The sequence below is a fragment of the Cyanobium gracile UHCC 0281 genome, from assembly GCF_034931305.1.
Lineage (GTDB): Bacteria > Cyanobacteriota > Cyanobacteriia > PCC-6307 > Cyanobiaceae > Cyanobium > Cyanobium gracile_A.
Window position 1 is genome coordinate 1 of the sequence record NZ_JAYGHY010000040.1, and the last position, 24,943, is coordinate 24,943.

24 protein-coding genes and 2 pseudogenes are annotated in these 24,943 nt (G+C 70.7%); 10 read left to right on the forward strand and 16 right to left on the reverse strand.

The genetic code is table 11. The features are described from left to right. The 4 genes and pseudogenes from VB739_RS11450 to topA form a co-directional block, all read right to left on the reverse strand. Positions 1–668 (reverse strand): annotated as a pseudogene (locus VB739_RS11450) (NaMN--DMB phosphoribosyltransferase); the annotation flags it as partial. Further along, on the reverse strand, positions 665–1,321 hold the full coding sequence (locus tag VB739_RS11455) for a DUF2232 domain-containing protein (protein WP_323357187.1): 657 nt from the start codon (positions 1,319–1,321) through the stop codon (positions 665–667). The pseudogene VB739_RS11450 and the gene VB739_RS11455, both read right to left, overlap by 4 nt. A gap of 4 nt (positions 1,322–1,325) precedes the next feature. Beyond that, positions 1,326–1,829 (reverse strand): hypothetical protein, encoded by a 504-nt coding sequence (locus tag VB739_RS11460; protein WP_323357188.1) that lies wholly within the window; start codon positions 1,827–1,829, stop codon positions 1,326–1,328. Continuing rightward, a complete protein-coding gene (gene topA, locus VB739_RS11465) occupies positions 1,829–4,558 on the reverse strand; it encodes a type I DNA topoisomerase (protein ID WP_323357189.1) in 2,730 nt (909 codons plus the stop codon). Before topA ends, VB739_RS11460 begins: the two co-directional genes overlap by 1 nt. Positions 4,559–4,742: 184 nt before the next feature. Here topA and VB739_RS11470 point away from each other — a divergent pair, with 184 nt between their 5' ends. After that, the gene (locus VB739_RS11470; protein WP_323357210.1) at positions 4,743–6,284 is read left to right on the forward strand and encodes an NAD(P)H-quinone oxidoreductase subunit N; all 1,542 of its coding nucleotides are present in this window, start codon (positions 4,743–4,745) and stop codon (positions 6,282–6,284) included. A gap of 18 nt (positions 6,285–6,302) precedes the next feature. Further along, a complete protein-coding gene (locus VB739_RS11475) occupies positions 6,303–6,986 on the forward strand; it encodes an ABC transporter ATP-binding protein (RefSeq protein WP_323357190.1) in 684 nt (227 codons plus the stop codon). 38 nt (positions 6,987–7,024) lie between these two features. Here the strand turns inward: VB739_RS11475 and VB739_RS11480 are convergent, their stop codons facing one another. The 5 genes from VB739_RS11480 to VB739_RS11500 are packed head-to-tail and all read right to left on the reverse strand — an operon-like array spanning position 7,025 to position 11,478. Continuing rightward, entirely contained in the window at positions 7,025–8,287 is a 1,263-nt protein-coding gene (locus VB739_RS11480) for a M23 family metallopeptidase (RefSeq protein ID WP_323357191.1), read from the reverse strand. Positions 8,288–8,323: 36 nt separating this feature from the next. After that, the gene (locus tag VB739_RS11485; RefSeq protein WP_323357192.1) at positions 8,324–9,124 is read right to left on the reverse strand and encodes a biotin--[acetyl-CoA-carboxylase] ligase; all 801 of its coding nucleotides are present in this window, start codon (positions 9,122–9,124) and stop codon (positions 8,324–8,326) included. Continuing rightward, positions 9,121–10,332, reverse strand: coding sequence for an aminotransferase class I/II-fold pyridoxal phosphate-dependent enzyme (locus VB739_RS11490; protein WP_323357193.1), 1,212 nt, complete (start codon positions 10,330–10,332; stop codon positions 9,121–9,123). Before VB739_RS11490 ends, VB739_RS11485 begins: the two co-directional genes overlap by 4 nt. Then, positions 10,319–10,669: a thioredoxin family protein gene (locus VB739_RS11495; protein WP_323357194.1), complete on the reverse strand. Its 351-nt coding sequence runs from the start codon at positions 10,667–10,669 to the stop codon at positions 10,319–10,321. Before VB739_RS11495 ends, VB739_RS11490 begins: the two co-directional genes overlap by 14 nt. Before the next feature lie 35 nt (positions 10,670–10,704). Continuing rightward, the gene (locus VB739_RS11500; RefSeq protein ID WP_323357195.1) at positions 10,705–11,478 is read right to left on the reverse strand and encodes a PspA/IM30 family protein; all 774 of its coding nucleotides are present in this window, start codon (positions 11,476–11,478) and stop codon (positions 10,705–10,707) included. 95 nt (positions 11,479–11,573) lie between these two features. Between VB739_RS11500 and VB739_RS11505 the strand changes: the two genes are divergently transcribed. Then, positions 11,574–12,149 carry a DUF721 domain-containing protein gene (locus tag VB739_RS11505; protein ID WP_323357196.1) on the forward strand — a complete coding sequence of 192 codons (576 nt, stop codon included), beginning with the start codon at positions 11,574–11,576 and terminating at the stop codon, positions 12,147–12,149. Positions 12,150–12,169: 20 nt separating this feature from the next. Here the strand turns inward: VB739_RS11505 and VB739_RS11510 are convergent, their stop codons facing one another. Next, positions 12,170–12,700, reverse strand: coding sequence for a WbuC family cupin fold metalloprotein (locus VB739_RS11510; protein WP_323357197.1), 531 nt, complete (start codon positions 12,698–12,700; stop codon positions 12,170–12,172). Positions 12,701–12,798: 98 nt separating this feature from the next. On the opposite strand from VB739_RS11510, the gene VB739_RS11515 reads away from it, so the two are divergent. From VB739_RS11515 to VB739_RS11530, 4 genes and pseudogenes are all read left to right on the forward strand, one after another. Beyond that, positions 12,799–13,899, forward strand: a complete 1,101-nt coding sequence (locus VB739_RS11515) for a hypothetical protein (RefSeq protein WP_323357198.1) — start codon at positions 12,799–12,801, stop codon at positions 13,897–13,899. 136 nt (positions 13,900–14,035) lie between these two features. Next, positions 14,036–15,031 carry an SDR family NAD(P)-dependent oxidoreductase gene (locus VB739_RS11520; RefSeq protein ID WP_323357199.1) on the forward strand — a complete coding sequence of 332 codons (996 nt, stop codon included), beginning with the start codon at positions 14,036–14,038 and terminating at the stop codon, positions 15,029–15,031. Beyond that, positions 15,028–15,651 carry an alpha/beta fold hydrolase gene (locus tag VB739_RS11525; protein WP_323357200.1) on the forward strand — a complete coding sequence of 208 codons (624 nt, stop codon included), beginning with the start codon at positions 15,028–15,030 and terminating at the stop codon, positions 15,649–15,651. Before VB739_RS11520 ends, VB739_RS11525 begins: the two co-directional genes overlap by 4 nt. Before the next feature lie 20 nt (positions 15,652–15,671). Continuing rightward, a pseudogene (locus VB739_RS11530) lies at positions 15,672–15,977 on the forward strand (cupin domain-containing protein); the annotation flags it as partial. Between the two features lie 26 nt (positions 15,978–16,003). Here VB739_RS11530 and VB739_RS11535 read toward each other — a convergent pair. Further along, positions 16,004–16,609 (reverse strand): pyridoxamine 5'-phosphate oxidase family protein, encoded by a 606-nt coding sequence (locus tag VB739_RS11535; protein ID WP_323357201.1) that lies wholly within the window; start codon positions 16,607–16,609, stop codon positions 16,004–16,006. Between the two features lie 15 nt (positions 16,610–16,624). Further along, positions 16,625–17,230 (reverse strand): glutathione S-transferase, encoded by a 606-nt coding sequence (locus VB739_RS11540; RefSeq protein ID WP_323357202.1) that lies wholly within the window; start codon positions 17,228–17,230, stop codon positions 16,625–16,627. A 121-nt stretch (positions 17,231–17,351) separates the two neighbouring features. Here VB739_RS11540 and VB739_RS11545 point away from each other — a divergent pair, with 121 nt between their 5' ends. After that, a complete protein-coding gene (locus tag VB739_RS11545) occupies positions 17,352–17,945 on the forward strand; it encodes a TetR/AcrR family transcriptional regulator (RefSeq protein ID WP_323357203.1) in 594 nt (197 codons plus the stop codon). A gap of 83 nt (positions 17,946–18,028) precedes the next feature. Here VB739_RS11545 and VB739_RS11550 read toward each other — a convergent pair whose 3' ends face one another. After that, positions 18,029–19,456, reverse strand: a complete 1,428-nt coding sequence (locus VB739_RS11550) for an adenylate/guanylate cyclase domain-containing protein (RefSeq protein ID WP_323357204.1) — start codon at positions 19,454–19,456, stop codon at positions 18,029–18,031. A 168-nt stretch (positions 19,457–19,624) separates the two neighbouring features. Here VB739_RS11550 and VB739_RS11555 point away from each other — a divergent pair, with 168 nt between their 5' ends. Beyond that, complete coding sequence (locus VB739_RS11555; RefSeq protein ID WP_323357205.1) at positions 19,625–20,398, forward strand: hypothetical protein; 774 nt, start codon at positions 19,625–19,627, stop codon at positions 20,396–20,398. 242 nt (positions 20,399–20,640) lie between these two features. Beyond that, positions 20,641–21,318 (forward strand): class I SAM-dependent methyltransferase, encoded by a 678-nt coding sequence (locus tag VB739_RS11560; protein WP_323357206.1) that lies wholly within the window; start codon positions 20,641–20,643, stop codon positions 21,316–21,318. 16 nt (positions 21,319–21,334) lie between these two features. Here VB739_RS11560 and ald read toward each other — a convergent pair whose 3' ends face one another. The 3 genes from ald to VB739_RS11575 are packed head-to-tail and all read right to left on the reverse strand — an operon-like array spanning position 21,335 to position 24,808. Beyond that, the gene (gene ald / locus VB739_RS11565; protein ID WP_323357207.1) at positions 21,335–22,483 is read right to left on the reverse strand and encodes an alanine dehydrogenase; all 1,149 of its coding nucleotides are present in this window, start codon (positions 22,481–22,483) and stop codon (positions 21,335–21,337) included. Positions 22,484–22,526: 43 nt separating this feature from the next. After that, positions 22,527–24,239 (reverse strand): NAD+ synthase, encoded by a 1,713-nt coding sequence (locus tag VB739_RS11570; RefSeq protein WP_323357208.1) that lies wholly within the window; start codon positions 24,237–24,239, stop codon positions 22,527–22,529. After that, a complete protein-coding gene (locus VB739_RS11575; RefSeq protein WP_323357209.1) occupies positions 24,239–24,808 on the reverse strand; it encodes a nicotinate-nucleotide adenylyltransferase in 570 nt (189 codons plus the stop codon). The genes VB739_RS11570 and VB739_RS11575 overlap by 1 nt, the downstream gene beginning before the upstream one ends. Positions 24,809–24,943 lie beyond the last annotated feature (135 nt).

The window sequence follows — 24,943 nt, forward strand, 5'->3', positions numbered from 1 at the left end:
TCCCCTGCCGCGCTGCCGGAGAGGCCCCCTGCCCGCAGCCCCCGCTCCACCAGCGCCGCCTTGCGGCCATGGTCAGGGTGGCGCAGGCTGCCGCTCACCAGCCCGTGGGCCGCCACCCCCAGCCCCACCAGCACGGCCAAGGCGGTGCTGGTGCCCCCGGGAACGCATTCCGCCAGCAGCAGGGGGCGCCCGGGGGACAGGCCCTCGCCCCAGCGGCGGCCCAGGGCCAGCAGGGCCTCCAGCCGCCCCGGATCGAGGGCCTCGCCGCTGCTCAGGCAGCGGGCCGGACCGCCACCGGCCAGCCCCGGCAACCGCAGGTGGGCCACCGCCGGGGCCACCGGGCAGCCAAGATCAACCACCAGGGGGTCCAGGGCCAACTCCCGCAGCACCACATGGCTGATCAGGGCGGGGGACACCCCAGCCGGCAGGGGCGGCAGGGCATGGGGACGCTCCCCGGCGGGACCGAGAAGCAGCAGTTCGGCATCAGCCGCCGCCGTACGGCGCCGGGAACTGGGGGTGGCACCGGCGGCGGAGATGCCGGGAACGGCGGCGGTGTCGGTGGCCGCCAGCAGCACCAGCACCTCGCAGTGGCGCCAGCCCTGCCGCCAGGGCCCGCACCAGCGGTCGGCGGCGGCCGGGGAACCGCAGATCCGCCGCAACTGGCTCAAAGGGGGTCGAGGGCCACCAGGCCGCGCAGGGCGGGCGGCGGTTCGCTGATCGGCAGGTCGAGCCTTGGGAAGATCCAGTAGGCCACGGCATGCAGGGCCAACACCACGATCAGGTTCTGCAACAGCACCAGCAGCAGGGCCGCGACCTGCACCTGGGCCAGGTCAAAGCCCCCGGCCAGGCCCACCACCCCCGCCAGGCGGTCCAGCAGGTTGGCGGCAGCGGTGGTGATCACCACCCAGAGGTTCTCCCCGACCAGCACCGAGAGCACAGCCACCCGCACCAGGAAGCCACCGGCGCCGATCAGGGCGCCCACCCCCAGGGTCAGCCACCAGCTGCTGCGGCGGCGCCAGCCCCAGCCCAACCAGAGGGAGAGCAGCCCGTAGGGGAACAGCACCAGGGGGCCGCGGATCGGCCCCATCAGGGCCACCAGCAGCAGGGCCGTCACCACCACCCCCTCCAGGGCGCAGCGCCAGCCGTGGCGCAGCTGCAGCAGGGCCAGGGGCAGGGGCAGGGCAAGGCGGAACAGGGGACTGCCCACCGGCAGGTAGTAGAGCGCCACCCACAACAGGGCGGTGGAGGCCGCCAGGTAGGCGGTGTCCATCAGCTGGCGCGCCTGACGAGGGCTCAGCTGCCGCCGGGAGGGAGGGGTCATCGGCTCAGCGCGGCGCCGGCGCCGGACGGGAGGCGGGGGCCGCGCTGCCGGTGGCGGGGGCGACACTGCCGGTGGCGGGGGTCTCCGTGGCCGGAGTGCCGGCCGCTGGCATGCGCTCGATCGTCTCCACCTCAAACGGCACCCCGGCGGCCCGCAGCGCCTTGGTGACCACCTCAGCCGGGGCGGAGGGGTCCGCCAGGGGCAGGCGGATGGTGACGCGGTAGGGGGCTGGCTGGACGGCCGGCGCCACGGGGGTCACCGGGGTGGCCGGGGCCGCCGGACGGGCGAGGGGTTCCGCAGGGCGGGCCGGGGCGGCTGGAGATGGCGCTGGGGTGGCGGAGGTCGCTGTCCTGGGGGTGGTGGCCGGGGGGGAGGCTGGTGCGGCTGGCGCACGGGAAAAGCTGCGCGACAGGGCGTCGCCGAAGGCCGTACCACCACAGGCCGAGAGCAGCAGGGGCAGGGTCAGCAGGGTTCCCGCCAGCGAAAGGGAGGGGCGGGGTGGTGCCATCAGCTGCCCGCGGGTTTGATCACCCGCACGGCGCTGGCCCGCAGCCGTCCGGACTTGGTGGTGGCGGGGGGCTTCTTGGCGGCGGCTGGCTTGGGGGTTGCCTTTTTGGCGGCCGTCGCCTTGGAGGTGGTCTTGGTGGCAGCCCTGGTGGCGCTGCGGGCCTTGGCGGCGCTCTTGCTGGTAGCAGCCTTGGCAGCCAGCAGCTCCACGGCCTGCTCCAGGGAGATGGTGTCGGCGGTGGTGCCCTCCGGCAGGGAGGCGTTCACCTTGCCCTGCTTGACGTACAGCCCGTAGGGACCGTCGAACAGTTGGATCGACTCCTCGGAACCCTCCGGGGCACCGAGATCCTTCAGGGCCGTACGACCCCCGCGGCCCTTCTTGGGCATGGCCAGCAGCTCCAGCGCCCGGCTGAGGCCCACAGCCAGCACGTCGTCCTCGGCCTTGAGGGAGCGGTAGTCCTTCTCCCCCTTGCCCTTGTCGTGGACCACGTAGGGGCCGAAGCGTCCCAGACCGGCCTGCACCTTGCCCCCATCGGGATGCTCACCCAGGTGGCGGGGCAGCCGCAGCAGCCCCAGGGCGTCCTCCAGGCTGAGGTCCTCGGGCTTGACGCCCTTGGGCAGGGAGGCCCGCTTGGGCTTGGGCACCTCCTCGCTCACCTGGCCGCGCTGCACATAAGGGCCGTACTGGCCGAACAGCAGGTACACCTGCTCGCCGCTCTCGGGGTCCTCCCCGAGGGATTCGGGACCTTCGGCCTTCTGGCGCAGCAGCAGCTCGGCCTTCTCGGCGTCCAGATCGGCGGGGGTGATCTCCTGGGGCAGGGTGGCCTTGAGCAGCTCCTCGCTACCGTCGTCGGCCACCCGCTTGGTCTCGAGGTAGGCACCGAAACGGCCGATGCGCACCACACAGGGCAGCCCCTCCAGCACCACCGTGCGGGAGATGCCGGGATCGATGTCGCCCTCCCGTTGCTGCACCTGGGTCTCCAGGCCTTTCTCCCCCTTGTAGAAGCCCTCCAGATAGGGCAGCCAGGAGACCTTGCCCGTGGAGATCTCGTCGAGGGTGTGCTCCATCTTCGATGTGAAGGCCGTGTCCACCAGGTCGGGGAAGTGCTCCTCCAGCAGGGCCGTCACCGCGAAGGCCGTGAAGCTGGGGGTGAGGGAGTTGTTCTGCAGGGTGGCGTAACCCCGGTCGACGATGGTGCCGATGATGCTGGCGTAGGTGGAGGGTCGGCCGATGCCCTCCTTCTCCAGGGTCTTGACCAGGGCGGCCTCGCTGTAGCGGGCGGGGGGCTGGGTCTGGTGGCCGAGGGCCTCCACGGCCCGGCAGACAGGGGCATCACCAACGGCGAGCGACGGCAGCAGCACCTCCTGGCCCTCCAGGGCCGCGTCAGGGTCGTCGCTGCCCTCCACATAGGCGCGGAAGAAGCCGGCGAAGTCGATGCGCTTGCCGCTGGCCCGGAAGGTGGCGCCCGCCGCTTCGATGTCGACGGCCAGCAGGGTGAGCCGGGCGTCGGCCATCTGGCTGGCCACGGTGCGCTTCCAGATCAGCTCGTAGAGGGCCAGATCGCGGCCATCGAGGCCGGAATCCTTGGGCGTGCGGAAGCTCTCGCCGGCGGGCCGGATCGCCTCGTGGGCCTCCTGGGCATTGCGCGCCTTGGTGCTGAACTGGCGCGGCTCCGGGCTGAGAAACTCCTTGCCGTACATCGCGCCGACGCAGTTGCGCGCCGCCGTCAGGGCCTGGTCGGAGAGGTGCACCGAGTCGGTGCGCATGTAGGTGATGAAACCCCGCTCGTAAAGGGCCTGGGCCGTGCGCATGGTGTCGCGGGCCGAGAGCCGCAGCTTGCGGTTGGACTCCTGCTGCAGGGTGCTGGTGGTGAAGGGGGGCACGGGCCGCCGCACCGTGGGCTTCTCCTCCACCGCCGACACCCGCCAGGGGGAGCTTTCCACGGCGGCCTTGAGGGCACCGGCCTCGGCTTCGCTGAGCAGCTTCACCTTGCTGCCCGGCTTGAGGCCGCCGGTGGTCTCGTCGAAATCGGAGCCGCCGGCGATGCGCTCGGACCCCAGGTGGGTGAGCTTGGCTTCGAACGGCATGGCCGCCTGCGCAAGGCCGGCCTTGAGATCCCAGTAACTGCCGCTGCGGAAGGCGCGGCGGGCTCGCTCGCGCTGCACCAGCAGCCGCACCGCCACCGACTGGACCCGTCCGGCCGACAGGCCCCAGGCCACCTTCTTCCACAGCAGGGGCGAGAGGGTGTAGCCCACCAGGCGATCGAGGATGCGGCGGGTCTCCTGGGCATGGACCAGCTCCATGTCGAGGTCGCGGGTCTGGTCGAGGGCGCGACCGATGGCCTCCTTGGTGATCTCGTGGAACACCATCCGCTTCACCGGCACCTTCGGCCCCAGGAGCTGGAGCAGGTGCCAGCTGATGCTCTCCCCTTCCCGGTCTTCGTCCGTGGCCAGCAGCAACTGGTCGGCATCCTTGAGGGCCTCCTTGAGCTCCTTCACCACCTTTTTCTTGTCCTTCGGCACCACGTAGAGGGGCTCAAAGGCGTTGGCGGTATTGACGCCGAGGTTGGCCCACTTCTCGCCCTTGTGGGCCGCAGGAATCTCACTGGCGTTGTTGGGCAGGTCGCGCACATGGCCCATCGACGCCTCCACCCGGAAGGTCTTGGGCAGGAACGCCCGGATGGTGCGGGCCTTGGTGGGGCTCTCGACGATGACCAGGGTGTGGGCCACGGGAAGGCGCGATACCGCTTCCTTCTTTATCGCATCGGCGGACCCGGCGGGTATCGGAGCACCAGACCTCCCCCCCAGATGGCCGCTACAGTCCGCCACATCGCGTGCCTCCCCGAACCCTGTGGCAGACCTGTTTCTGGCAGCAGCGAGCTCCGTCACCACGGCCGCTTCCGCCGCCGAGGCGATTGCTTCGGGCCTGGGCACCGGCGCACTGGCCCTGCAGCTGAATGCCGGGGCGATCGCTCCGGAAGTGGCCGTCCTGCTCACCCTGGTCGTCTGCCTCGTGGTCGACCTGGCCGGTGAGAAGACCGCCAGCCGCTGGGTGCCGCCCATCTGTTACGGCGGCCTGGGGGCCTCCCTGGTGCTGCTGGCCCTGCAGTGGGACAGCCCGTTGGAGCCCTCCTTCCTCGGCTCTTTCCTGGCCGACAACCTGGCGATCGCCTTCCGGGCGGTGGTGGCCGCCTCCACCTTGATTTCCCTGCTGCTGAGCTGGCGCTACGTGGAGCGCAGCGGTACGCCGATGGGCGAATACGCCGCGATTCTGCTGGCCGCCACCCTCGGGGCCATGTTCCTGTGCGGCTCCACCGACCTGGTGAGCATCTTCATTTCCCTGGAAACCCTCTCGGTCGCCAGCTACCTGCTGGCGGGCTACATGAAGCGGGATGCCCGCAGTTCCGAGGCGGCCCTGAAATATCTGCTGGTGGGATCGGCCGCCGCCGCGGTGTTCCTCTACGGCGCTTCACTCCTCTACGGCCTCAGCGGCGGTGCCACCAGCCTGGCCACCATCGGACTGGCCCTGCAGACCAGCGCCTCGCCGATCACCGCCCTGGCCCTGGTGTTCGTGCTGGCCACGGTGGCGTTCAAGATCGCGGCGGTTCCGTTCCACCAGTGGACGCCTGACGTCTATGAGGGTTCCCCTACGCCGGTGGTCGCCTTTCTGTCGGTGGGCTCCAAGGCCGCCGGTTTCGCCCTGGCGGTGCGGCTGCTGGTGGGTTGCTTCGAGAGCTTCGATGCCCAGTGGAAGTTCCTGTTCACCGTGCTGGCGGTGCTGAGCATGGTGCTGGGCAACGTGGTGGCCCTGGCCCAGACCTCGATGAAGCGGATGCTGGCCTACAGCTCCATCGGCCAAGCCGGCTTCGTGATGATCGGTCTGGTGTGCGGCACCGAGGATGGCTTCTCGGCAATGGTGCTGTACATGGCGGCCTATCTGTTCATGAACCTGGGCGCCTTCGCCTGCATCATCCTGTTCTCGCTGCGCACCGGCAGCGACCGCATCGCTGACTACGCCGGCCTGTACCAGAAGGATCCCCTGATCACCCTGGGGCTGAGTCTGTGCCTGCTCTCCCTCGGTGGCATCCCGCCGATGCTGGGCTTCTTCGGCAAGATCTACCTCTTCTTCGCCGGCTGGGCCGACCATCAATACCTGCTGGTGGTGGTGGGTCTGGTCACCTCCGTGGTGTCGATCTACTACTACATCTCGGTGATCAAGATGATGGTGGTCAAAGAACCCCAGGAGGCCTCCGATGTGGTCAAGGCCTACCCCGCCATCACCTGGAATCTGGCCGGCATGCAGCCCCTGCGGGCGGCCCTGGTGGGCTGCGTGGTGATCACGGCCGTCGGCGGCGTTCTCTCCAGTCCGCTGTTCGACTGGGCCAGTTCCACCGTGGCCGGCACCCCGATCCTGCAGCAAGCCATCGCCGCCGCGGCCATCGCTCCACTGGGCTGAGTTCCTAGCCTGCAGACCATGGATCTTCCCAACCCACCGGTGGCCGAGCTGGTCCACGTCTCCAAGATCTACGGCAGTGGCGATACCGAGGTCAGAGCCCTCGATGACCTCTCCTTGACGGTGCAGCAGGGCGATTACCTGGCGGTGATGGGGGCCAGTGGCTCCGGCAAGAGCACGGCGATGAACATCCTCGGCTGCCTCGACCGGCCCAGTGCTGGCAGCTACCGGCTGAACGGCACCGATGTCGACAGCCTCGACGACGACGCACTGGCCGATCTACGCAACCAGCAGCTGGGATTCGTGTTCCAGCAGTTCCATCTGCTGCCCCAGTTGAGTGCCATCGACAACGTGATGCTGCCGATGATCTATGCCCGCATCCCCAAGGAGGAGCGGCGCCGGCGGGCCCTGGCGGCCCTGGATCGGGTGGGTCTGTCCAACCGGCTGGAGAACAAGCCCAACCAGCTCTCAGGGGGCCAGCAGCAGCGGGTGGCCCTGGCCCGGGCGATCATCAACGATCCGGCCATGCTCCTGGCCGACGAGCCCACCGGCGCCCTCGATTCCCACACCACCGAGGAGGTGCTCAGCCTCTTCGGTGATCTCAATGCCCAGGGCATCACGATCCTGCTGGTGACCCACGAAAGCGAGGTGGGCGCCAGGGCCGACCGGGTGGTGCACTTCCGTGACGGCCGCATCAGCGGCTGAGCACTCTGCGCAACGCGACGGCAGCAACAGCCCAGGACTCAGCCGGGTGAAGGGCGTCCCGCCGGCAGGGGCAGCGTTTCACCGGGCAGGGGCAGGGGCGAGCGGGGCCGTTCCAGGGTGGCGATCAGCTGGCCCATCAGCAACGCCACCGCGTCGGTGGCACCACGGCCATCCGGACCAGCCAGGCCGGCGAACAGGCTGCCGCCGGGGTCGAGATCACCCGGATCAGTCGCGACCCAGCCGCCATCCTCGGGCAGGCGCAGCTCAAAGTGCAGGTGGGGACCGGTGCTCAGGCCCGTGCTGCCGACCCGGCCGATCACCTCACCCTGACGCACCATCTCGCCGTCCTTGACGTAAAGCTCGGACAGGTGGCCGTAGAGGGTGCGGCGGCGGGGGCGGTCGTGCTCGATCTCCACCGCCAGGCCATAGCCGCCGGCCAGACCGCTGCTGACGACGCGACCGGAGAGGGCCGCCACCACCGGGGTGCCCTCGGGGGCCGCCAGATCGCGGCCGGCGTGCATCAGCCAGCTGCCGATCACCGGATGCAGGCGCCAGCCGAAATTGCTGGTGGTGACCGCTGAGCCGATCAGGGGGAAGAGCAACCGCTGGTTGCCATTGCCGCCGATCGGGGCCGGCCGGGGGGTGACCCGGAACACGTCGGTGAGCCGGAAACTGCCGCCGGCGCCGGTGAGCAGGGCGCTGACGGGGACGGTGATCGGCGGAAGGGGGGAGGCGTCGAGGCCGAAACCGCCGAAGCCGATGCCGCGCCCCCCGGCCACCAGATCCCCCTCGCCCAGGCCGTCCGAGAGACCATCCTTGCGGCCACGGCCGATGATGATCACGCCGCTGTTGCATTCCTGGACCGAGAGGGCCCCGGCACGGCAGGCCTTGCTGCGGGTAGCCGCCTCCTGGGGCGAGAGCAGGGAGCCGCGCACCCGCACCCGTTCGCCAGGGGTGACCACCCCTTCGCGAACCAGAGCATCGAGGGAAGCATCGAAGCGGCGCACCGGCTCGGGGCGGCGCTCCGCCGTTCCAGGACGCAGGGTGGCCGGAGGAGCCTCGCCGCTGACCGGCGGTGGCGGCGCCAAGGGTTGGACCGGGGCCTGGAACTCGGGGCGGGTGACCGGCGCGGCGATCCTCACTGACGGGCGCAGTACCGGCGCCGGGTCTGGGGCCTCGGCCGGCGGAGCCTGCGCTTCGGCACCAGGAACGGCCTGGGCCAGCACCAGGGGCATGGCCAGCCAGGAGACCGTGGCGCCGGCCGTGAGGGCCGTCAGGGCGGTGAGGGGCTTGGGGGCCATGTCAGGGAAAGGCGAAACACACTGTAAGGGGGGCGCTCATCCCGCGCCGAAACAGCGGCGCAGCACCCGCTCCCGTGGTCCGTGAACCAACCGCAGGCCGCCATCGCTCGCCAGCCCGGCCGGGCGCCAATCGTCGCCGTCAAGGCGGATGGGGCCAGCGGGCAGCATCAGGCGCCGCTCCGCCAGCCGGCGCACCTCCTCGGGCTGCCCGGCCCAGGCCATGGCCCACTCCAGGGCCGCCAGCACTTCCCCACACCAGAGCAATGGATCGGCGCGCCCTGGGCCCAGCACCGTTGCCACGGCCACTGCACCGGCAGGCACCCGGTTGGCGGCGTTGAGCCCCACCCCCACGCGGGCCCAGCGGCAGGCGCCCCCCCGCAGGCGTAGCCGGGGCAGCAGGCCAGCCAGCTTCAGCGGTGCGGCACCATCGCTGGCAGCATCAGCAGGGACCAGCAGCAGATCGTTGGGCCACTTGAGCCGCACCGTCAGCCCCCGGGCCTCCAGCCGCAGGCACAGTCCCACCGCCGCCGCCAGGCCAGGAGCGGCAGCCAGATCGGCAGCGGCGGGCCAGGGCAGGGCCGCACTTAACCAGACCCCTCCGGGAGGCGAGCACCAGGGGCGGCCCTGCTGGCCGCGTCCGAAGCGCTGGCGGCCGGCGACCACGGCCCGGGGGGTCCGCAGCGGCCCGGAGCCGGCAAGACGCGGATCAGCGGCCAGCCAGCGATCGAGTTCCGTCTCGGTACTGGCGCACACCGGCAGGGCCCGCAGCCGCCAGGCAAGGGGAGACGCAGGGGCGTCAGGCAGCGCCCGCCGCTGGGCCCCGATCGCGCCGATCAAAACCGCCGCAGCCAGTCGCCGATGCGGGCCGCCCCATCCTCCAGCTCGCCAGCCGGGTGCACCAGGGCCAGCCGCTGCCAGCCCTCGCCACCAGGGCCGAAGCCATTGCCAGGAGTGAGGCAGACACCGGTGCCCTCCAGAAGGGCAGCGCAGAAACGCTCCGAATCCAGGCCCCGAGCCCGCGCCACTTCAGGGATCTGCAGCCACAGGTAGAGGGCCATCGACGGCAGCCGCAGCGGCCAGCCCTGGGCCTCCAGGGCGGCGGCCATCCGGTCGCGGCGCTCCCGGTAGACTCCGCGCAGCTGCTGGGGCCAGTGGGGGGCCTGCTCCAGGGCGGCGATGGCTCCGGCCTGCAGGGCCAGGGACTGGTTGAAGTCCACCACCCCCTTGAGCTGGCGCAGGGCGGTGATCAGCTCCTCGGCGCCGATGGCGAAGGCCAGCCGGTACCCGCCCAGGCACCAGCTTTTGGAGAACGAGAAGAATTCGATGCCACAGCGCCGCCAGGCGGGGTGGCGCAGCAGGGCAGGGGCCTCCCCCTCCAGGGCCAGATCCACGTAAGGGTTGTCGTGGGCGAGCACCACGTCGTGGCGCAGGGCCCGTTCCACCGCCGCGTCCAGCCAGGCCTGCTCGCCGGTCGTGGCCGTGGGGTTGTGGGGGAAGCCCAGCACCATCAGCTTGAGGGCTTGCCACTGGCTGGGGGACAGCCGGTCGAAATCCGGTCGCCACCCGGCCTCGGCATCGAGGGGCAGCAGCACTGGCTCGGCGCTGGCCAGGTGCAATCCGCCCATGTGGGAGGGGTAGTAAGGATCGAGCAGCAGGGCCGGATCGCCGGGATTGAGCACCGCCAGCGGCAGATGGGCTGTGCCCTCCTGGGACCCCACCAGCAACAGCACCTCCGTTTCCGGGTCCACCGCCACGTCGAACCGGCGCTGCGCCCAGGCCGCCACCGCCTCGCGGAAGGGCAAGGTGGCGGCGTGGAGGCAGTAGGACGCGCTCTCGGGCCTGGCCAGACCCGCGGTGATGGCCTCAAGGGCCACGGGCGGAGGCTGCAGGTCGGTGGAGCCGAGGGAGAGGTCGAGCAGTGGCGGCAGGGGAGCGCCATCGGGGCCACGGCCGGCGGCGGCCCGGGCGCTGTAGGCGGCCTTGCGCTGGTCGTTGCGGGCGAAGACGCCGCTGCCGAGCCGCGACAGGCGCTCAGAGATGGGCATCAAGAAACGCCTTGAGCTGGGACTGGGCCATGGCGCCTTCATGGCGGGCCACTTCGAGGCCATCGCGGAACAACACCAGGGTGGGCAGACCCTGCACCTTGAGGCTGTCGCGGCTGATCGGATTGGGATCGGCCTCCAGCTTGCCGACGGTGAGGGCGCCCCCGGGGGCATCGGCATAGGCCGTGGCGGCCCAGGTCATCAGGGGAGCCATCAGGCGGCAGGGGCCGCACCAGGCCGCCCAGACGTCCACCAGCACCGGGCCCGGAGCCTCCAGAACCGACGCCTGGAAGTTGGCATCGGTGAGGGCGAGGACGGGGGAATCGACGTCGGCGGGCACGGCGTTCGGGACGGCTGTGGCCCGATTGTATGAATTCAGAGCTTGTCGATGGACTGGCGCAGTTCCTCGAGCTCGGCATTCACCTCGGCCACCTTGACCGGCTCCAGCTGGGGGGCCGGACCGCCCTCCATGGGCAGGGAGATGGGGGTCTTGCCGCCTTCCAGCCGGTTTTTGAGGGCCGCCAGCTCCTCATCGACGTTGCTGCCCTCCAGGGCGGCGAACTGGCTTTCCAGATCGGCACCGGCCAGCTCGGCGGCGGCCTGGCTGCGGGCCTCCATGTTCAGCACCTTCTCCTCCATCTGGTCGAAAGCGGCCATCGAACTGTTGGTGTTCAGGCTGCCCACGGCGTTCTGGAGCTGCTCCTGGGCCTGGGCCGCCTGGGCGCGGGCCTTGAGCATGTCCTTCTTGGTCTTGGCCTCGGCGATCTTGCCCTCGAGGGCGGCAAGGCTGCGCTTGAGGGTGTCGACCTGGCCGGCCTGGCCGGTCAGCTGGGCGTTGAGGGCGGCGGCGGTGTCGGTGTAGGTCTTGCGGCGGGAGAGGGACTCACGGGCCAGGTCCTCCTCACCCTTTTTGAGCGCCAGTTCGGCACGCTCGTACCAGGTGCGGCTCTGGGCCTCGGCCTGCTCGGCCTGGTTCTGCAGCCGCTTCTGGCTAGCGATGGCCGTGGCCACGGCCTGGCGCAGTTTCACCAGGTCGGCCTGCATGTCAGCCACGGACTGATCAAGGATCTTGGCCGGATCCTCCGCCTTGCTCACCAGGTCATTGAGGTTGGCGCGCAGGAGGCGGCTGAGCCGATCGAAGAAACCCATGGAAGCGGGGCTATTGCAGTACTTAACAGTAGCCAGAAGCAGCCGGTCAGCCCCCTCCAATGGCCAGCGGATTGCCGCACCCCTAGCGTGAGCGCATGGAGCCCTCCCGTTCCCGCCAGCGCCGCCAAGCCGATGGCAGCGGCTCCCGTCGCAGGATCAGCGAGGCGGTGCAGACGCGCCGGGTGGGCAACATCTCGTTGCTGATGCCACCCCCCCGAGCGCCGGTCAGCGCCCTGGCGAGTTGCCTCGACAACCTCCAGCAGGACTGGCGCCGCGACGGCCACCTGGCCGGTCTGTGGCGGGAATGGCCCCGGATCGCCGGCCCCCAGCTGGCCCCCCATTGCCGCCCCCTGCAGCTGCAGGGGGGCCTGCTGACCGTGGGTGCGGCGCCGGGGCCGTGGCTGCAGGCCCTGCAGTACAACCGCCACCAGTTGCTGGGTTCGCTGCGGGCGGCTGGCTTCGTGGTGCGGGACGTGCGGGTGCAGCAGCACCACCCCGGCGCCCCCAGCACGCCGGGCGGCCAGAGCGAGGCGGACGTCTGGGCCGTCCATCCCAGCCGCTGCGATGTTCACGGCATGGCGGACTGCCCGGCCTGCGGCCGGCCGGCCCCGGCCGGGGAGATGGCCCGCTGGGGCCATTGCAGCTTCTGCCGCCGCGCTGAACTGACCTGACGGCCTCAGCCGGGGGCTGTTCAGGGGCCGCCAGCCGCAGGACGGTCGTCGAACAGGGCCCGCCAGGCCTGCTCCTGGACCGCTGCGGCCTCGGTGCCCTCCAGGGGGAACCCGGCCAGAAAGTCCTTGTCAGCGGATGGCTCGTAGGGACCCTGCTTGATCTCCATCAGCACCGCATCGGCGCTCAGGGCCACCAGGGTGTGGATGACCCCTTCGGCCAGCTCCATCCCGAACAGGGGACCGCCGGCACTGATCCGCTCCCGGACCAGCACCCGACCACCGCCATCGAGCAGCAGCAGCCCCACCTCCCCCTGCAGCACCAGAAAAGACTCGAAACCGGCGCCGGGTGGCTCGCGCCGATGGCGGTGGGGCCGCACGTAGGTGCCGATCTGCAACACATTGAGGAAGCGCTGCACCCGATCGGAGGGGGCGTGGAAGTTGTGGTTCAGGCGCCGGCGCGGTGAGCCGGCAGCGCCGGCCGCCACGGTGTCGAACAGGGCCTGATCGATGCGCTGCAGGGGGGAGGGGGCAGCGGACTCCAGCGGGGGCACGGGCAGCCATCGGCAACGACCCATAGATTGATCGCCCTTAGGGCGGCGGCGGCGGCATGGGTGCAGGTCAGCGGAGGATCCGGCAGACGGCGGCCCCCTTGGTGGTTGCGCTCGGCACCGGCCTGAGCCTGCCGGCCCTGGCGGCAACGCCCAAAGCGGGCGCCCCGCAGGCCGCCCCGGTGGCCACTTACGGGATCGAGGCCGTCACCAGCTCGGGCCTGGGGGCGATGGCCATGGGCGGCGCCGACATCATGCGGATGATGATGGGCGGGCGCCCTTCGCTGAACAGCACCAGCCGCCAGTTGGAGCTGCAGTTGCAGGCGCCCGCCATGGCGATGGGCACGGCACTGCCGTTGCGCAGCGGCAGCGACAGCCCTGGGCAGCCCGGCCAGTGGCAGGACAAGGACATCCCCGAGCCGCAGGGGCGGCTGTTGATCTACCGAGGCTGTGCCGAAAGCGCCGGCGCCGGCCAGCCGGAGATCATCACCCTGAAGGGTCTGTTGCCGGAGCAGCGTCGCCAGGCCCTGGAGGGCCTCAGGCGTCTGGCCACCAGCCCCGCCGCTGGCGGCGCGCCCCTCACCAGCGGCCGCTGGCCGTCCGGCAACGAGCCTCCGGCGGTGCCGCTGCAGGCCTCGCTGGTGGGCCGCCATGTGGTGGCGAGCAACTACGCGCCGGAGATCCGCTTCCAGGTGGAGAGCAGCCACGACTTCCTGGCCCCGGTGACACTGACCACCACCACAGCCGCTGGCGCCCAGCGACTGGCCTGGCAGACCATCCCCACCGCCCTGGGCTACCAGGCCATGGCCACCGGCCTGGGCCGCCAGGAGGGCGACATCGTGGTGTGGACCTCCAGCGAGGCGCCCTGGGCCGACAGCTCGGTGCCGGGCGATCTGCGGGCCCCGGCAGCGGCCCGGCTGGTGCAGCGCGGCGTGCTGCTGGGGCCGGAGCGCACCACCTGCGCGGTCTGCGCCCAGGCCATGGCGGCGATGCGAATGGCGATGCTCACCTTCACCGCCTACGGCGACACCCTGCTGCTGAACAGCGCCAAGGGCGCCCCCGCCTGGCGGCTTAGCCTGGAGCGCCGCTCCACCGCCATGCGTCCCCTCGGGGAGGGCCTCGAGGGCCTTGATCCGGTCGCGGGTGAAGGGAAGGAGGAGCCCAAGAAGCAGGGGGGCTTCAACCTGTTCAAGCTGTTCTGATCAGCCCTGGGACGGGCGTTGGGTGAGCCGTGCCAGATCAGGCACCGTGGCAAGCCAGCGGCCCGCTGCCCATGGCGCGGCTCCTTAGCCTGTGCCGGATCACGGCACCCGTTTCGCCGCCCGCAGGAGTCCGCCCTTGGCCGCAGCGCGCCACATCCTGCTGACCGGCGGCAATTCCGGCATCGGCTTCGAGGCGGCCGTGGTTCTTTGCCGCGCCGGCCACCGGCTCACCCTGCTCTGCCGGGATCGCTCCAGCGCCGAGGCGGCCGGCCGGCGGGTGCTGGAGCGGGCCGGTTCGGGCACGCCCCCCGCCGCCGAGGCCTGCGACCTGAGCGATCTGGAGAGCGTGCGGGCCTGTGCCGCCGCCCTGCTCGCCCAGGCGACCCCCATCGACACACTGGTGCTCAATGCCGGCCTGCAGTACGCCGGTGCCCGCGAGCCGCGGCGCACCGCCCAGGGCCATGAGCTCAGCTTCGGGGTGAACCATCTGGGCCATGTCCTGCTGGCCCTCCAGCTGCGGCCCCTGCTGGCGGCCGGACAAGCCCCACGGCTGGTGGTCACCGCCAGCGAGGTGCACGACCCCACCACTGCGGGGGGAAAGGTGGGCGCCCCCGCGGGCCTCGGCGCGCTCGCTGGCCTGCAGCCGGGCCAGGCCACCACGATGGTGAACGGCACGGACGGCTTCAATGCCGACAAGGCCTACAAGGACAGCAAACTCTGCAACGTGCTGTTTGCCCGCGAGTTCGCCCGCCGCCTGGAGGCATGCGGCACGCCCTGCCCGGTGATCGCCTGGAGCCCCGGGCTGGTGATTCCGCCCACCAGCGAAGGCGGCTTCTGGCGCTACAGCCGCCAGTCGAATGAGCTGGGCCAGCGGCTGTTCGCCCTGGCGGCCCGCTCGCTGCTGCGCCTCACCGAAAGTGTCGAGAACGCCGGGGCGCTGCTGGCCGCCCTGGCCGTCGACGACACCTACGCCGTCAACGGCTTCACCTACCTCCGCAACCGCGTCACGGCTCCGGGCCGGCACGTGTTCGAGGCCACCGCCACCAGCGCCGAAGGCCAGGACGCCGATCTGGCCCGGCGGCTCTGGGAGGCGAGTGCGGCCCTGGTGGGTGTGGAGGCCGATTGGCCTTGACGGGCCTGCCCGAGCGGCTGCTGTTCCTCCCCGGTGCCTCGGGCGACACCAACTTCTGGCGTCCCCTGGAGCAGCGGCTGGTCTGCCGCGCCGAGCGGCTGCACCTGGGCTGGCCGGGCTTCGGCGACACCCCGTCCCGGCCGGGGGTCGAAGGCTTTGAGGACCTGCTGGCTCTGGTGCTGGAGCCGCTGGATCGCCCCTGCGCCCTGATCGCCCAGTCGATGGGTGGGGTCCTGGCCCTGCGGGCTGCCCTGGCCCGGCCCCGCTGGGTGACGCACCTGGTGCTCTGCGCCACCTCCGGCGGCCTGCCGATGGCAGAGCTGGGGGCCGCCGACTGGAGGCCCGGCTTCCGCACCAGCCTGTCCCAGCTCCCCGACTGGTTCGCCACGGAAACGACGGACCTCTCCGAGCGCTTGCCCGAGGTCGCGGCACCCACCCTGCTGCTGTGGGGGGAGGCCGACCCGTTCAGCCCGGTCGCCGTGGGTGAGCGCCTGGCCCGGCGGCTGCCCCGGGCCCGTCTGCAGGTGATCCCGGGCGGCGACCATGATCTCGGCCTGCATCACGCCGACCGGCTGGCCCCGCTGATCCAGTCCCACCTCAGCAACGCTCACCACGCCTAGGCCGCTCCCATCCCCTCACCATGAGCAAGACCACCAGCCCCTACTGGAATCCGCTGGCGCCGGAGCAGGCCCATCGCTGGCGCTGGATCGAGGGCCTGGAGGACCAGGTGCAGGAACTGGTGCTCAGTGAGGATCCGGCCAGCGGGGAACTCACCCGCCTCACCCGCTTCCTGCCCGGGGCCGACACCGCCGCTTTCGGAGGCAAGGCCCACGCCTTCCCCGAGGAGATCTTCATCGTGAGCGGGCGCCTGTTCGATGCGGCCTTCGGCCTGTGGCTGGAGAGCGGGCACTACGCCAGCCGACCGCCCGGGGAGGTGCATGGCCCTTTCCCCAGCGAGGGGGGGAAGGATCGTCATGAGCGGGGCCGGCGCAGACCCCGGAGCTCATCCTCCAGGGCAATGATCCGCTCCTGCAACGGCCGCAGCCGCGCCTCCAGCTCCGCTTCCGTGAACAGGGGCGTGATGAACTGGGGGCAGTTCCAGTCGAAGGCCTCCACCCGGATGCGGAAGAGGCGCTCCACCTCCACCGCAGCCCGTGATCCCAGCGGCTCCGCCAGCTGAGGATCATCAGCGAGCGGCACCACCTCCGCTTCCCCGTCGATCTTGAGCCGGCGACGGGCGGGGTAATCCATCAGGAACAGCGCCACCCGGGGATCGCGGCGCAGATGGCCGGCGGTGAGCAACTGACGGTTGCCGCCGTAATCGGCGAACCCCAGGGTGCGTTCGTCGAGCACCCGCAGGAAGCCCACCGGCCCGCCCCGGTGCTGCAGGTAGGGGGCACCCGCTTCGGTGAGGCTGGCCAGATAGAAGCTGTCGCGGGCGCTGATGAAGGTGATCTCCCTGGCACTGAGGCGATCGGGTTCCGGGGCCGGCGGTGGCCCGTGGCTCTGGCCATAGGCCTGGAGCTGGGCCTCCAGGACGGCGGGGGTGAGGTGGCGATGCAGGTAGTGCTGGCTCATCGGTGGAAACTCCGCTCAGGCCTCCAGGCCGGCCATCGGTACATACCCAGGCAGCGCCTGAATCAGCCCGATCCAGGCGCGAACGTTGGGATAGGGGGCCAGATCGACCCCCCCGTCTCCCGCCAGGGCCACGTAGGGGAACACCGCGATGTCGGCGATGGTGGGGCGCTCCAGTTCCAGCCACTGCCGGTGGAGCAGGTGCTGATCCAGCTGGGAGAGGATCAGGGCCGCCTTCTCATGGGCCCGCGCGATCGGGATCGCCTTCACCCCGAAGAGATGGTGCAGGCGGGCGCTTTCGGGGCCCTGACGCACCTCACCGGCGGCCGTGGAAAGCCAGCGCACCACCCGGGCCTGCTCGAGGGGATCGCTGGGTAGCCACTGCCCATCGCCTTGGCGCGCCGCCAGGAAGAAGAGGATGGCCTGGGCATCGGCCAGGGTCACGGACCCGTCCTGGAGCACGGGCACCTGGCCGAAGGGGTTGAGGGCCAGGAAGGCGGCGCCCTTGTGCTCGCCGGCCATCAGGTCGACGCGGACCCAGTCGTAGTCGAGACCGAGCAGCTCCAGGAGCAGACGCACCTTGTAGCTGTTGCCGGAGAGTTCGTGGCCGAGGAGCTTGAGCATGGGACCAACGCGAGGTGGAAGGACGGAACCGGTATTCGGTCGAACAGACAGGTCTGTCTGCACTGAAAGTAGCAGACCGGTCTGTCTACTTCGATAGGGTGAAGCGGATTCATCGGTCTCTATGTCCGGAAGCAGCGCCGCCATCAGGACCTCCAGCAAGCGGGAGGCGCTGCTGGATGCCGCCGAAGCGCTCTTCGCCCGGCAGGGCTACAGGGCCGTGGGCATCGACACCGTGCTGGCCCGGGCCGGCGTGGCCAAGATGACTCTCTACAAGCACTTCGCTTCCAAGGAGGAGCTGATCGCCGCCGTGCTCGAGCGCCGTGCCGATGCCGTCGCCGCCACGCTGGCCGAGCGGATCGCGGCGGCACCGGGACACCCCCGGGAGCGCCTCCTGGCCGTTTTCGACTGGTTGGAAGAAGCGGTTCGATCCCCGGGGTTCCATGGTTGCCTGTTCATCAAGGCCGCCAGCGAGTACCCCGCTCCGGACGATCTGCCGCGGCAAGCGGCCCTCGCCTTCAAGGAAGGCTGCCGCCAGCTGTTGGAAGGCCTCAGCCGCGACGTGGGCGCCGGTGACCCGCAAGGTCTGGCCCGTCAGCTGCAGTTGCTGCTCGAAGGAACGCTGGTGATGGCCTTCCTGCAGCGGAATCCCCGGGCGGCCAGCGATGCCCGCCAGGCGGCCATGGCGCTGCTGGAGGCCGCCGAAACCACGCCCTAGGCCCATGGGTCACGCTGCCGCTGTTGCTTCCCGGGGTCTGCTGAGTCCGTGGGCGTGACTTCGGGAGACCAGCGGAGTTCGTTTCAGCTGCCCTGAAGGCCAGGGTCCTGCAACCAGTAGGTGGTCATCGCACCGACGCCCTTGATCGGCAACTGTCCCCGCTCCTCCAGCGGAAACCTGTCCTTCAGTTTCCGGGCCATGGTTCCGCTCACATGGATCCGCCCCGGCAGACCATGGCTTTCCATCCGGCTGGCGATGTTCACCGTCTCGCCCCAGAGGTCGTAGATGAACTTCCGGCTGCCGATCACACCCGCCACCACCGGCCCGCTGTGGATGCCGATGCGCAGGGCCAGCGGCCCGACCTCCGGCGATCGGAAACCCGCGACCCAGGCCTGCATGTCGAGGGCCATGGCGGCAATCGCTTCGGCGTGGTGGGGAGAGGAAGAGGGCACACCCCCAACCACCATGTAGTTGTCGCCGATGGTCTTGATCTTCTCCAGGCGGTGGTGATCACTGAGCTGATCGAAGGCCGTGAACACACGGTTGAGCAGATCCACCAGGGCATGGCACGACAGCCGTGACGACAGCTCGGTGAAACTGACGATGTCGGCGAACAGCACACTCACATCCTCGTGGGTTTCGGCAATGGTCTGTCGGCCCCGTTTCATCTCCTCGGCGATCGGCGCCGGGAGAATGTTCAGCAGCAGGGTTTCGGCACGGTCGCGCTCGATCTGGGCGCTGCGCTCGGCCGCCACCCGCCGTTGCATCTCCGCCGAGGTGCGCAGGAAGGAGTGGTTGAAGGCCGCTTCCACCTCCCCGACTTCATCCTGTCGCCCCGGCGGCAGCAGGAACTGCTCAGGATCCGGGGAACCACCCTGCCCCAGGGCCTCTCCGGCCCAATCGAGCCGATCGCGCAAAGCGAGGATCCGGCCGATCACCAGCCGATGGATCACCAGCATCGTGATCAGGGTGAGGAAGGCCGCGATCCCCAGCACGATCAGGGCGATGTTGAGGATGTAGCCCCGCAGCCCTTCGCGGAGGCTGCCGTCGGCATGGCGGATCACGAGCCGATGATCACCCTGCAGGCTGGCGGGGCCCCAAGCGGCGTCGTAGGCACCGCTCAGAGGAAACCACCTGCCCGTGGCCCCCTCCAGACCCCCAGCCGCCGGGGCGAACTCGGGGTCCATGCCGAACCGGCCCAGGAGCTCACCGGTGGAGTCGCGGTAGAGCGCCGCCCCCTCGATGGCCCGCACCATCGTCGGCCCCTGCAGCCGGCGCACGGCGTCCAGGAGCTGCTTGGACGAGCTCGCCTGGTCGTTGGCCACCAGCCATTCGACCTTCGCGTTCGTCACGGCGGCCAGCTGCTCCCCCAGACGCTCGCCCTGGCGCAGCACCGAGGGGATGAGCACCACAGCTTCCACCACAAGGAAGTTGAGGAAGATCCAGAAGGCGACCCGCCGCGACAGCCGCGACCGGACCATGGCCAGCACCCGCTCAACAGCACGCGCCATGGCTCAGGGGGTCAGAGGTGCCTCCGCCATGGTGGCATCGGCGTTCCGGCTCCCGAGCAGCCGCGGGGAATCCGTACCCAATGAAGCTGATGCAACGCTTCCCACCGGCAGGCTGTCCGCCTGGGCCCCCCTGCCTAATCTCCCGGGAACGCTCCCCCTCCAGCTTCGATGGCCGTGTCTCTGATGCAGGATCCCTCCGGTGGGTCCTCTCTCAAGGTGATCGAGGCGGTGAAGGAGGGCTGGCAGGCCTTCGCCCGGGCCCCCTGGGTGTTCATCGGTTTCACCCTGCTGGCAGGGGTCCTGAGCAGCCTCTGCTCCCTGATCCAGGGCCAGGTGGACCCCGAAGCCGCCAACGCCATCACCACGCTTCAGCTGGCCAGGCTGGTGTTGGGCTCGATCCTCAGCGTGCTGGTGAGCCTCTGGAGCACCACCGGTCTGATCCGGGGCGCCTGGAGCGCCCTGGCGGGGGGCAAGCCAAACCTTGGCACCTTCATCCGCTGGGATGGCCAGGCCAGCTGGCGACTGTTCCGCAACGGACTGGTGCTGGGGATCCTGTTCGGCGCGGTTCTGGTGGTGGCGGCCCTGGTGGGGGTCGGCGCCGCCCAGCTCAACCAGGTCCTGGCCGTGCTGCCCTTTCTGGTGGCGTTCGCCGTGCTGATTTACCTGGCGGTGAACCAGAAATTCATGGCCCAGATCGCCCTGCTGCAGGGGCTCGGACCGATCGAATCGATCACCCAGGGGCGCACCCTGCTCGATCCCCAGTGGGGCTCGGTGCTGCTGCTGGCGCTGGTGGAATTCGCCATCCTGCTGCTGGGCCTGCTGGCCTGTTTCGTGGGGCTGCTGGTGGCGGTGCCGGTGATCCTCTGCACCAGCACGGCCGCCTACCGCCAGGTGTTCGGCAGCGATGACCTCACCGGGCTGCTGGTTGAGCCGGCAGCCTGACCCAGTCCTCCGATTCGAGGTTGGGTGTCAGGCTCCAATGCGGATTCTGATTCGTATTGACTACAGTTCACGGCAGCCGTGTTGAAGTCGCTGACCGGGGGCGGCATCGCCACGCCTCTTCAGCAAACATTCATCCATCCTTTAAGCTCTGATTAAGTTTGGCCTGGCCAAGGCTCCCCATGCTTCTGTCCCATGACGCCGACGCTGCCCCAGCCTCGGACCAGACATCCCAGGAATCGGACTTGGAGGGGCAGATCCTGGCCTCCTGGGTCGTCAATGCCGCCGCCTGGGCCCGGGCCATCCGCCGCGGTGAGATTCTCAGCCGCGAACGGGTGACCAATGGCGCGATCCTGGAAGCGATCACCGCTGCCTCCCCACGCACCCTGCTGGATCTGGGCTGCGGTGAAGGCTGGCTGGCCCATCAGTGCGCCCGCCAGGGAATCGAGGTGTTCGGCATCGACGCCGTGGCCGAGTTCACCACCATCGCAGCGGAAAGCGCCCCGCCCGGGGCCCGCTTCCAGGCACTCACCTACCAGCAGATCGCTGCCGGCGGCCTCGACGAACAGTTCGACGTGGTGGTGGCCAACTTCTCCCTGCTGGGGAATGGCAGTCTGGCCGAGCTGTTTCAGGCCCTGCCGAAGCTGCTCGCTCCCGGTGGTTGTGTGCTGGTGCAGACCCTCCACCCCCTGCTGGTCTGCGCCGACTACCCCTACGAAGACGGATGGCGCGAGGGCTCCTGGGCCGGCTTCTCCCCGGCCTTCCGGGCGCCGTCTCCCTGGTATTTCCGCACCATGGAATCCTGGATCCGGCTGTTCAGTCGCCACGACCTGGTCGTCAGGGAGATGCGTGAACCCCTTGATCCCCTCAGCGGCCAGCCCGGATCCGTGATCTTTCTCGCTACCGCCCAGTCCGCCACCTGAGGGTCCCGCCGCCGACTCAGCGCAGACAGGCCATCGGATGGCGGGGTGCCACGCCCAGGGCCTTGGCCACGCCGGGATGGCACACCGCCCCATCCACGGTGTTCAGACCGGAAAGCAGTTCGGGCCGGTCGGTGACCGCCTCGAGCAGGCCCCGCCCCGCCATCACCAGGATGTAGGGCAACGTGACGCTCACCAGGGCTTCGGTGGAAGTGAAGGGCACGGCGCCGGGCATGTTGCCCACGGCGTAGTGCTGCACGCCATGAATGGTCACCACCGGATCGGTGTGGGTGGTCTCACGGCTGGTGGCGATGCAGCCCCCCTGGTCGATGGCCACATCGACGATCACCGAGCCGGGCCGCATGCGCTGCACCAGGTCCTCCCCCACCAGGGTGGGAGCCCGGCCGCCCGGCAGGAGCACGGCGCCGATCAGCAGATCGGCCCCAGGCACCAGCCGCTCGATCAGGCTGCGGCTGCTCACCAGGCCCGTCATCCGGCCGCGCCGGGCGGCTTCCAGCCCCCGCAGGCGGTGCGGCGAGCGATCCAGCAGGAACACCTCCGCATCCATCGCCGCGGCGATGCGGGCCGCGTTCCAGCCCACCGTGCCCGCCCCCAGCACCACCACCCGGGCCGGCCGCACACCGGTGCAGCCACCGATCAACACGCCACGCCCCCCGTGGGGCTTCTCCAGCAGGTGGGCCCCCACCTGGGCCGCCAGCCGTCCTGCCACCTCGCTCATCGGCGCCAGCAGCGGCAGGCTGCCGTCTTCCAGCTGCACCGTCTCGTAGGCCACCGCCGTGGTGCCCGCCTCCAGCAGGGCCCGGCCCACCTCGGGGTAGGCCGCCAGGTGCAGGTAGGTGAACAGCACCAGGTCGCTGCGCAGGAAGCCGAATTCCTGCGGCTGCGGTTCCTTCACCTTCACCACCAGGTGGGCGGCCCAGGCCTCCTCACAGCTGACGATGCGGGCACCGGAGGCGCGGTAGTCGTCGTCGCTGATGCCGGCCCCCAGGCCGGCCCCCTCCTGGACGCGCACCTCCATGCCCTGGGACACCAGCTCATGGACGCCATCGGGGGTGAGCGCCACCCGCTGCTCGTCGCGCTTGATTTCCGTGGGCACCCCGATGCTCGCCATCGGAGACGCCAGGGGTGCCGGGCCGGGAGCTGGCATGGGCCGAAAAGGATTGCCGCCCGAAGGCGATCGTGGCCAAACCCTAGGCCGAGGCGATGGGCATCCGCCAGCCGCTGCCGAAGGCCCGGTCGCTCACCTTGAGCACCGGTGCCGCCTGGCGTCGCTTGAACTCGGCCCGCCGCAGCAACCCGGCCACCCGGGCCACCAGGGCCGGATCGGCCCCCTCGGCCACCAGGTCCTCCGGGGTGCGCAGCGCCTCGATCAAGGCCTTGAGGAGGGGGTCGAGCACCCCGTAATCGGGCAGGGAATCGCTGTCGCGCTGGTCGGGACGCAGCTCGGCGCTGGGGGGCTTGGTGCGGATCGCTGCGCCGATCAGCTCCCCATCGGGCGGCAAGCCGAGGGCGGCGCGGCAGGGGCCGGAGGCCGCCCCATCCAGCCAGTCGCAGAGGCCAAAGATGGTGGTCTTGTAGAGGTCGCCGATCACCGCCAGGCCACCGTTCATGTCGCCGTAGAGGGTGCAGTAACCCACCGCCAGCTCCGATTTATTGCCGGTGGAGAGCAGCAGGCCCCCCTTCGCGTTGGCCACCGCCATCAGCAGCGTGCCCCGGATCCTGGATTGCAGATTTTCCTCGGTGACCCCCCGCGGCGGCGCCCCCAGCTCGGGGGTGAGGCCGGCGGCGAAGGCCTGCATCAGCGGCGCGATCGGCAGGGTGGCGGTGCGCAGGCCGAGCCGGCGGGCCAGGGCCTCAGCATCGTCGAGAGAGCCGGCCGAGCTGAACGGGGAGGGCATCCGCAGCCCCTCCACCCGCTCAGAGCCGAGGGCCGCGGCAGCGATCACCGCCACCAGAGCCGAATCGATGCCGCCGCTCAGCCCCAGCAGGGCCCGTTGGAAGCCGCACTTGGCGGCGTAGTCGCGCACCCCCAGCACCAGCACCCGCAGCAGTTGCTCCCAGGGGTCCGGCGGCGTTGCGGCGGACGTCGTGGCGGTGCTGGCCGCGAGGCGGGTCGCCGCAGGGGGGGTGGCGTCCCAGAAGCCCAGATCTTCGCTGGCGCAGGCCAGCCGCAGCAGCGGCCGCCCCGCTCCCGTCACCACGAAGCTGGCACCGTCGAAGACCAGCTCGTCGTTGCCACCCACCTGGTTGAGGTAAACCACCGGCACCCCGAGCCGGGCCGTCGCCCTGGCCGCCAGGGACTGGCGCACCTCCCCTTTGCCGCGGCCGAAGGGGGAGGCCGAGAGGTTGAGCAGCAGGTCGATCCGACCCGGCACCAGATCGGCGATCGGGTCCACCGCATCCGGCCAGCGGTTGCGCAGGTTCTCCTCCACCCAGAGGTCCTCGCAGATGGTCAGGCCCAGCCGCCATGGGCGGCCACCCGCTTCCAGCTCCAGCACCGCCGGGGCGTCGCCGGGCAGGAAGTAGCGGCGCTCATCGAAGACGTCATAGGTGGGCAGCAGGCGCTTGCGACAGACATGGCGCCAGCGGCCCCGCTGCACCAGGGCCACGGCGTTGTACAGGCCGGGCTGGCGCCGGCCCGTCGCCGGCTCGGCCACCCCCACCAGCAGCGCCAGATCGTCCTGGCAGGCCGCCGCCAGAGACGCAAGTACCCGCTCCTGGCGCTGGATCAGGGCTGGCCGCAGCAGCAGGTCCCGCGGCGGGTAGCCCCACAGCGACAGTTCGGGGGTGAGCACCAGGTCGGCCCCGCCGGCCCGGGCCCGCTCAGCGGCCGCCAGGATCCGCTGGCCGTTGCCCTCCAGGTCGCCCACCAGGGGATTGAGCTGGGCCAGGGCGAGGCGCATCAGGGCTCAGAGAGGCCGTAGAGATTGTGCTGCAGCAGCACGGGCCAGAGTTCGGACGGTACCTGGGCCGGATCGGGCCGCTCCCGGATCCGGGAGCTGGCGCTGGGAGGGATCGCCAGGGGCAGCAGGTCGACGGTCGCTCCCAGATCGCGCAACCGCTCCAGATCGTCCGCCTGCAGCGGCCATCCCTGGCGCTGGGCGATGCCGAGACGGCAACCCCGCAGCAGGTCGTCGGCCCGCTTCCAGCGGGGCATCTGGCCGGCCAGGTCGCTGCCCACCACGAACACCAGCTGCCGCTGGGGCCAGCGGACCCGGGCCCGCTCCAGGGTCTCCACCGCCCAGGGGCTGCTGAGCTGCGGCTCAAGGCTGAGGCGGGGGTCGTCGATGGCTCCCACCAGGGCCTCCAGCAGGGCGGTGCGCACCTCCAGGGGGGCGCCGTGCTGCTTGAGGGGGTTGTCGCTGGCCCAGGTGACCACCTGGGGGAACAGGCCCAGCAACCCCTCCAGCAGGGCCCGGTGGCCACGGGTGGGGGGATCGGCGCTGGTGCCGAACAGGGCAAGACGGCTCACGGCTGGAGGCCGCCGCCGGCGGTCCGCTCCCCCGCCTCCTGCTGCCACTCGCCCAGCCAGCGGCGGGTTTCCGGATCCTGCCGCACCAGCCGGCGCAGCAGGGCCCCCGGCTGGCCGGCGGCGGTGGTGCTGCGC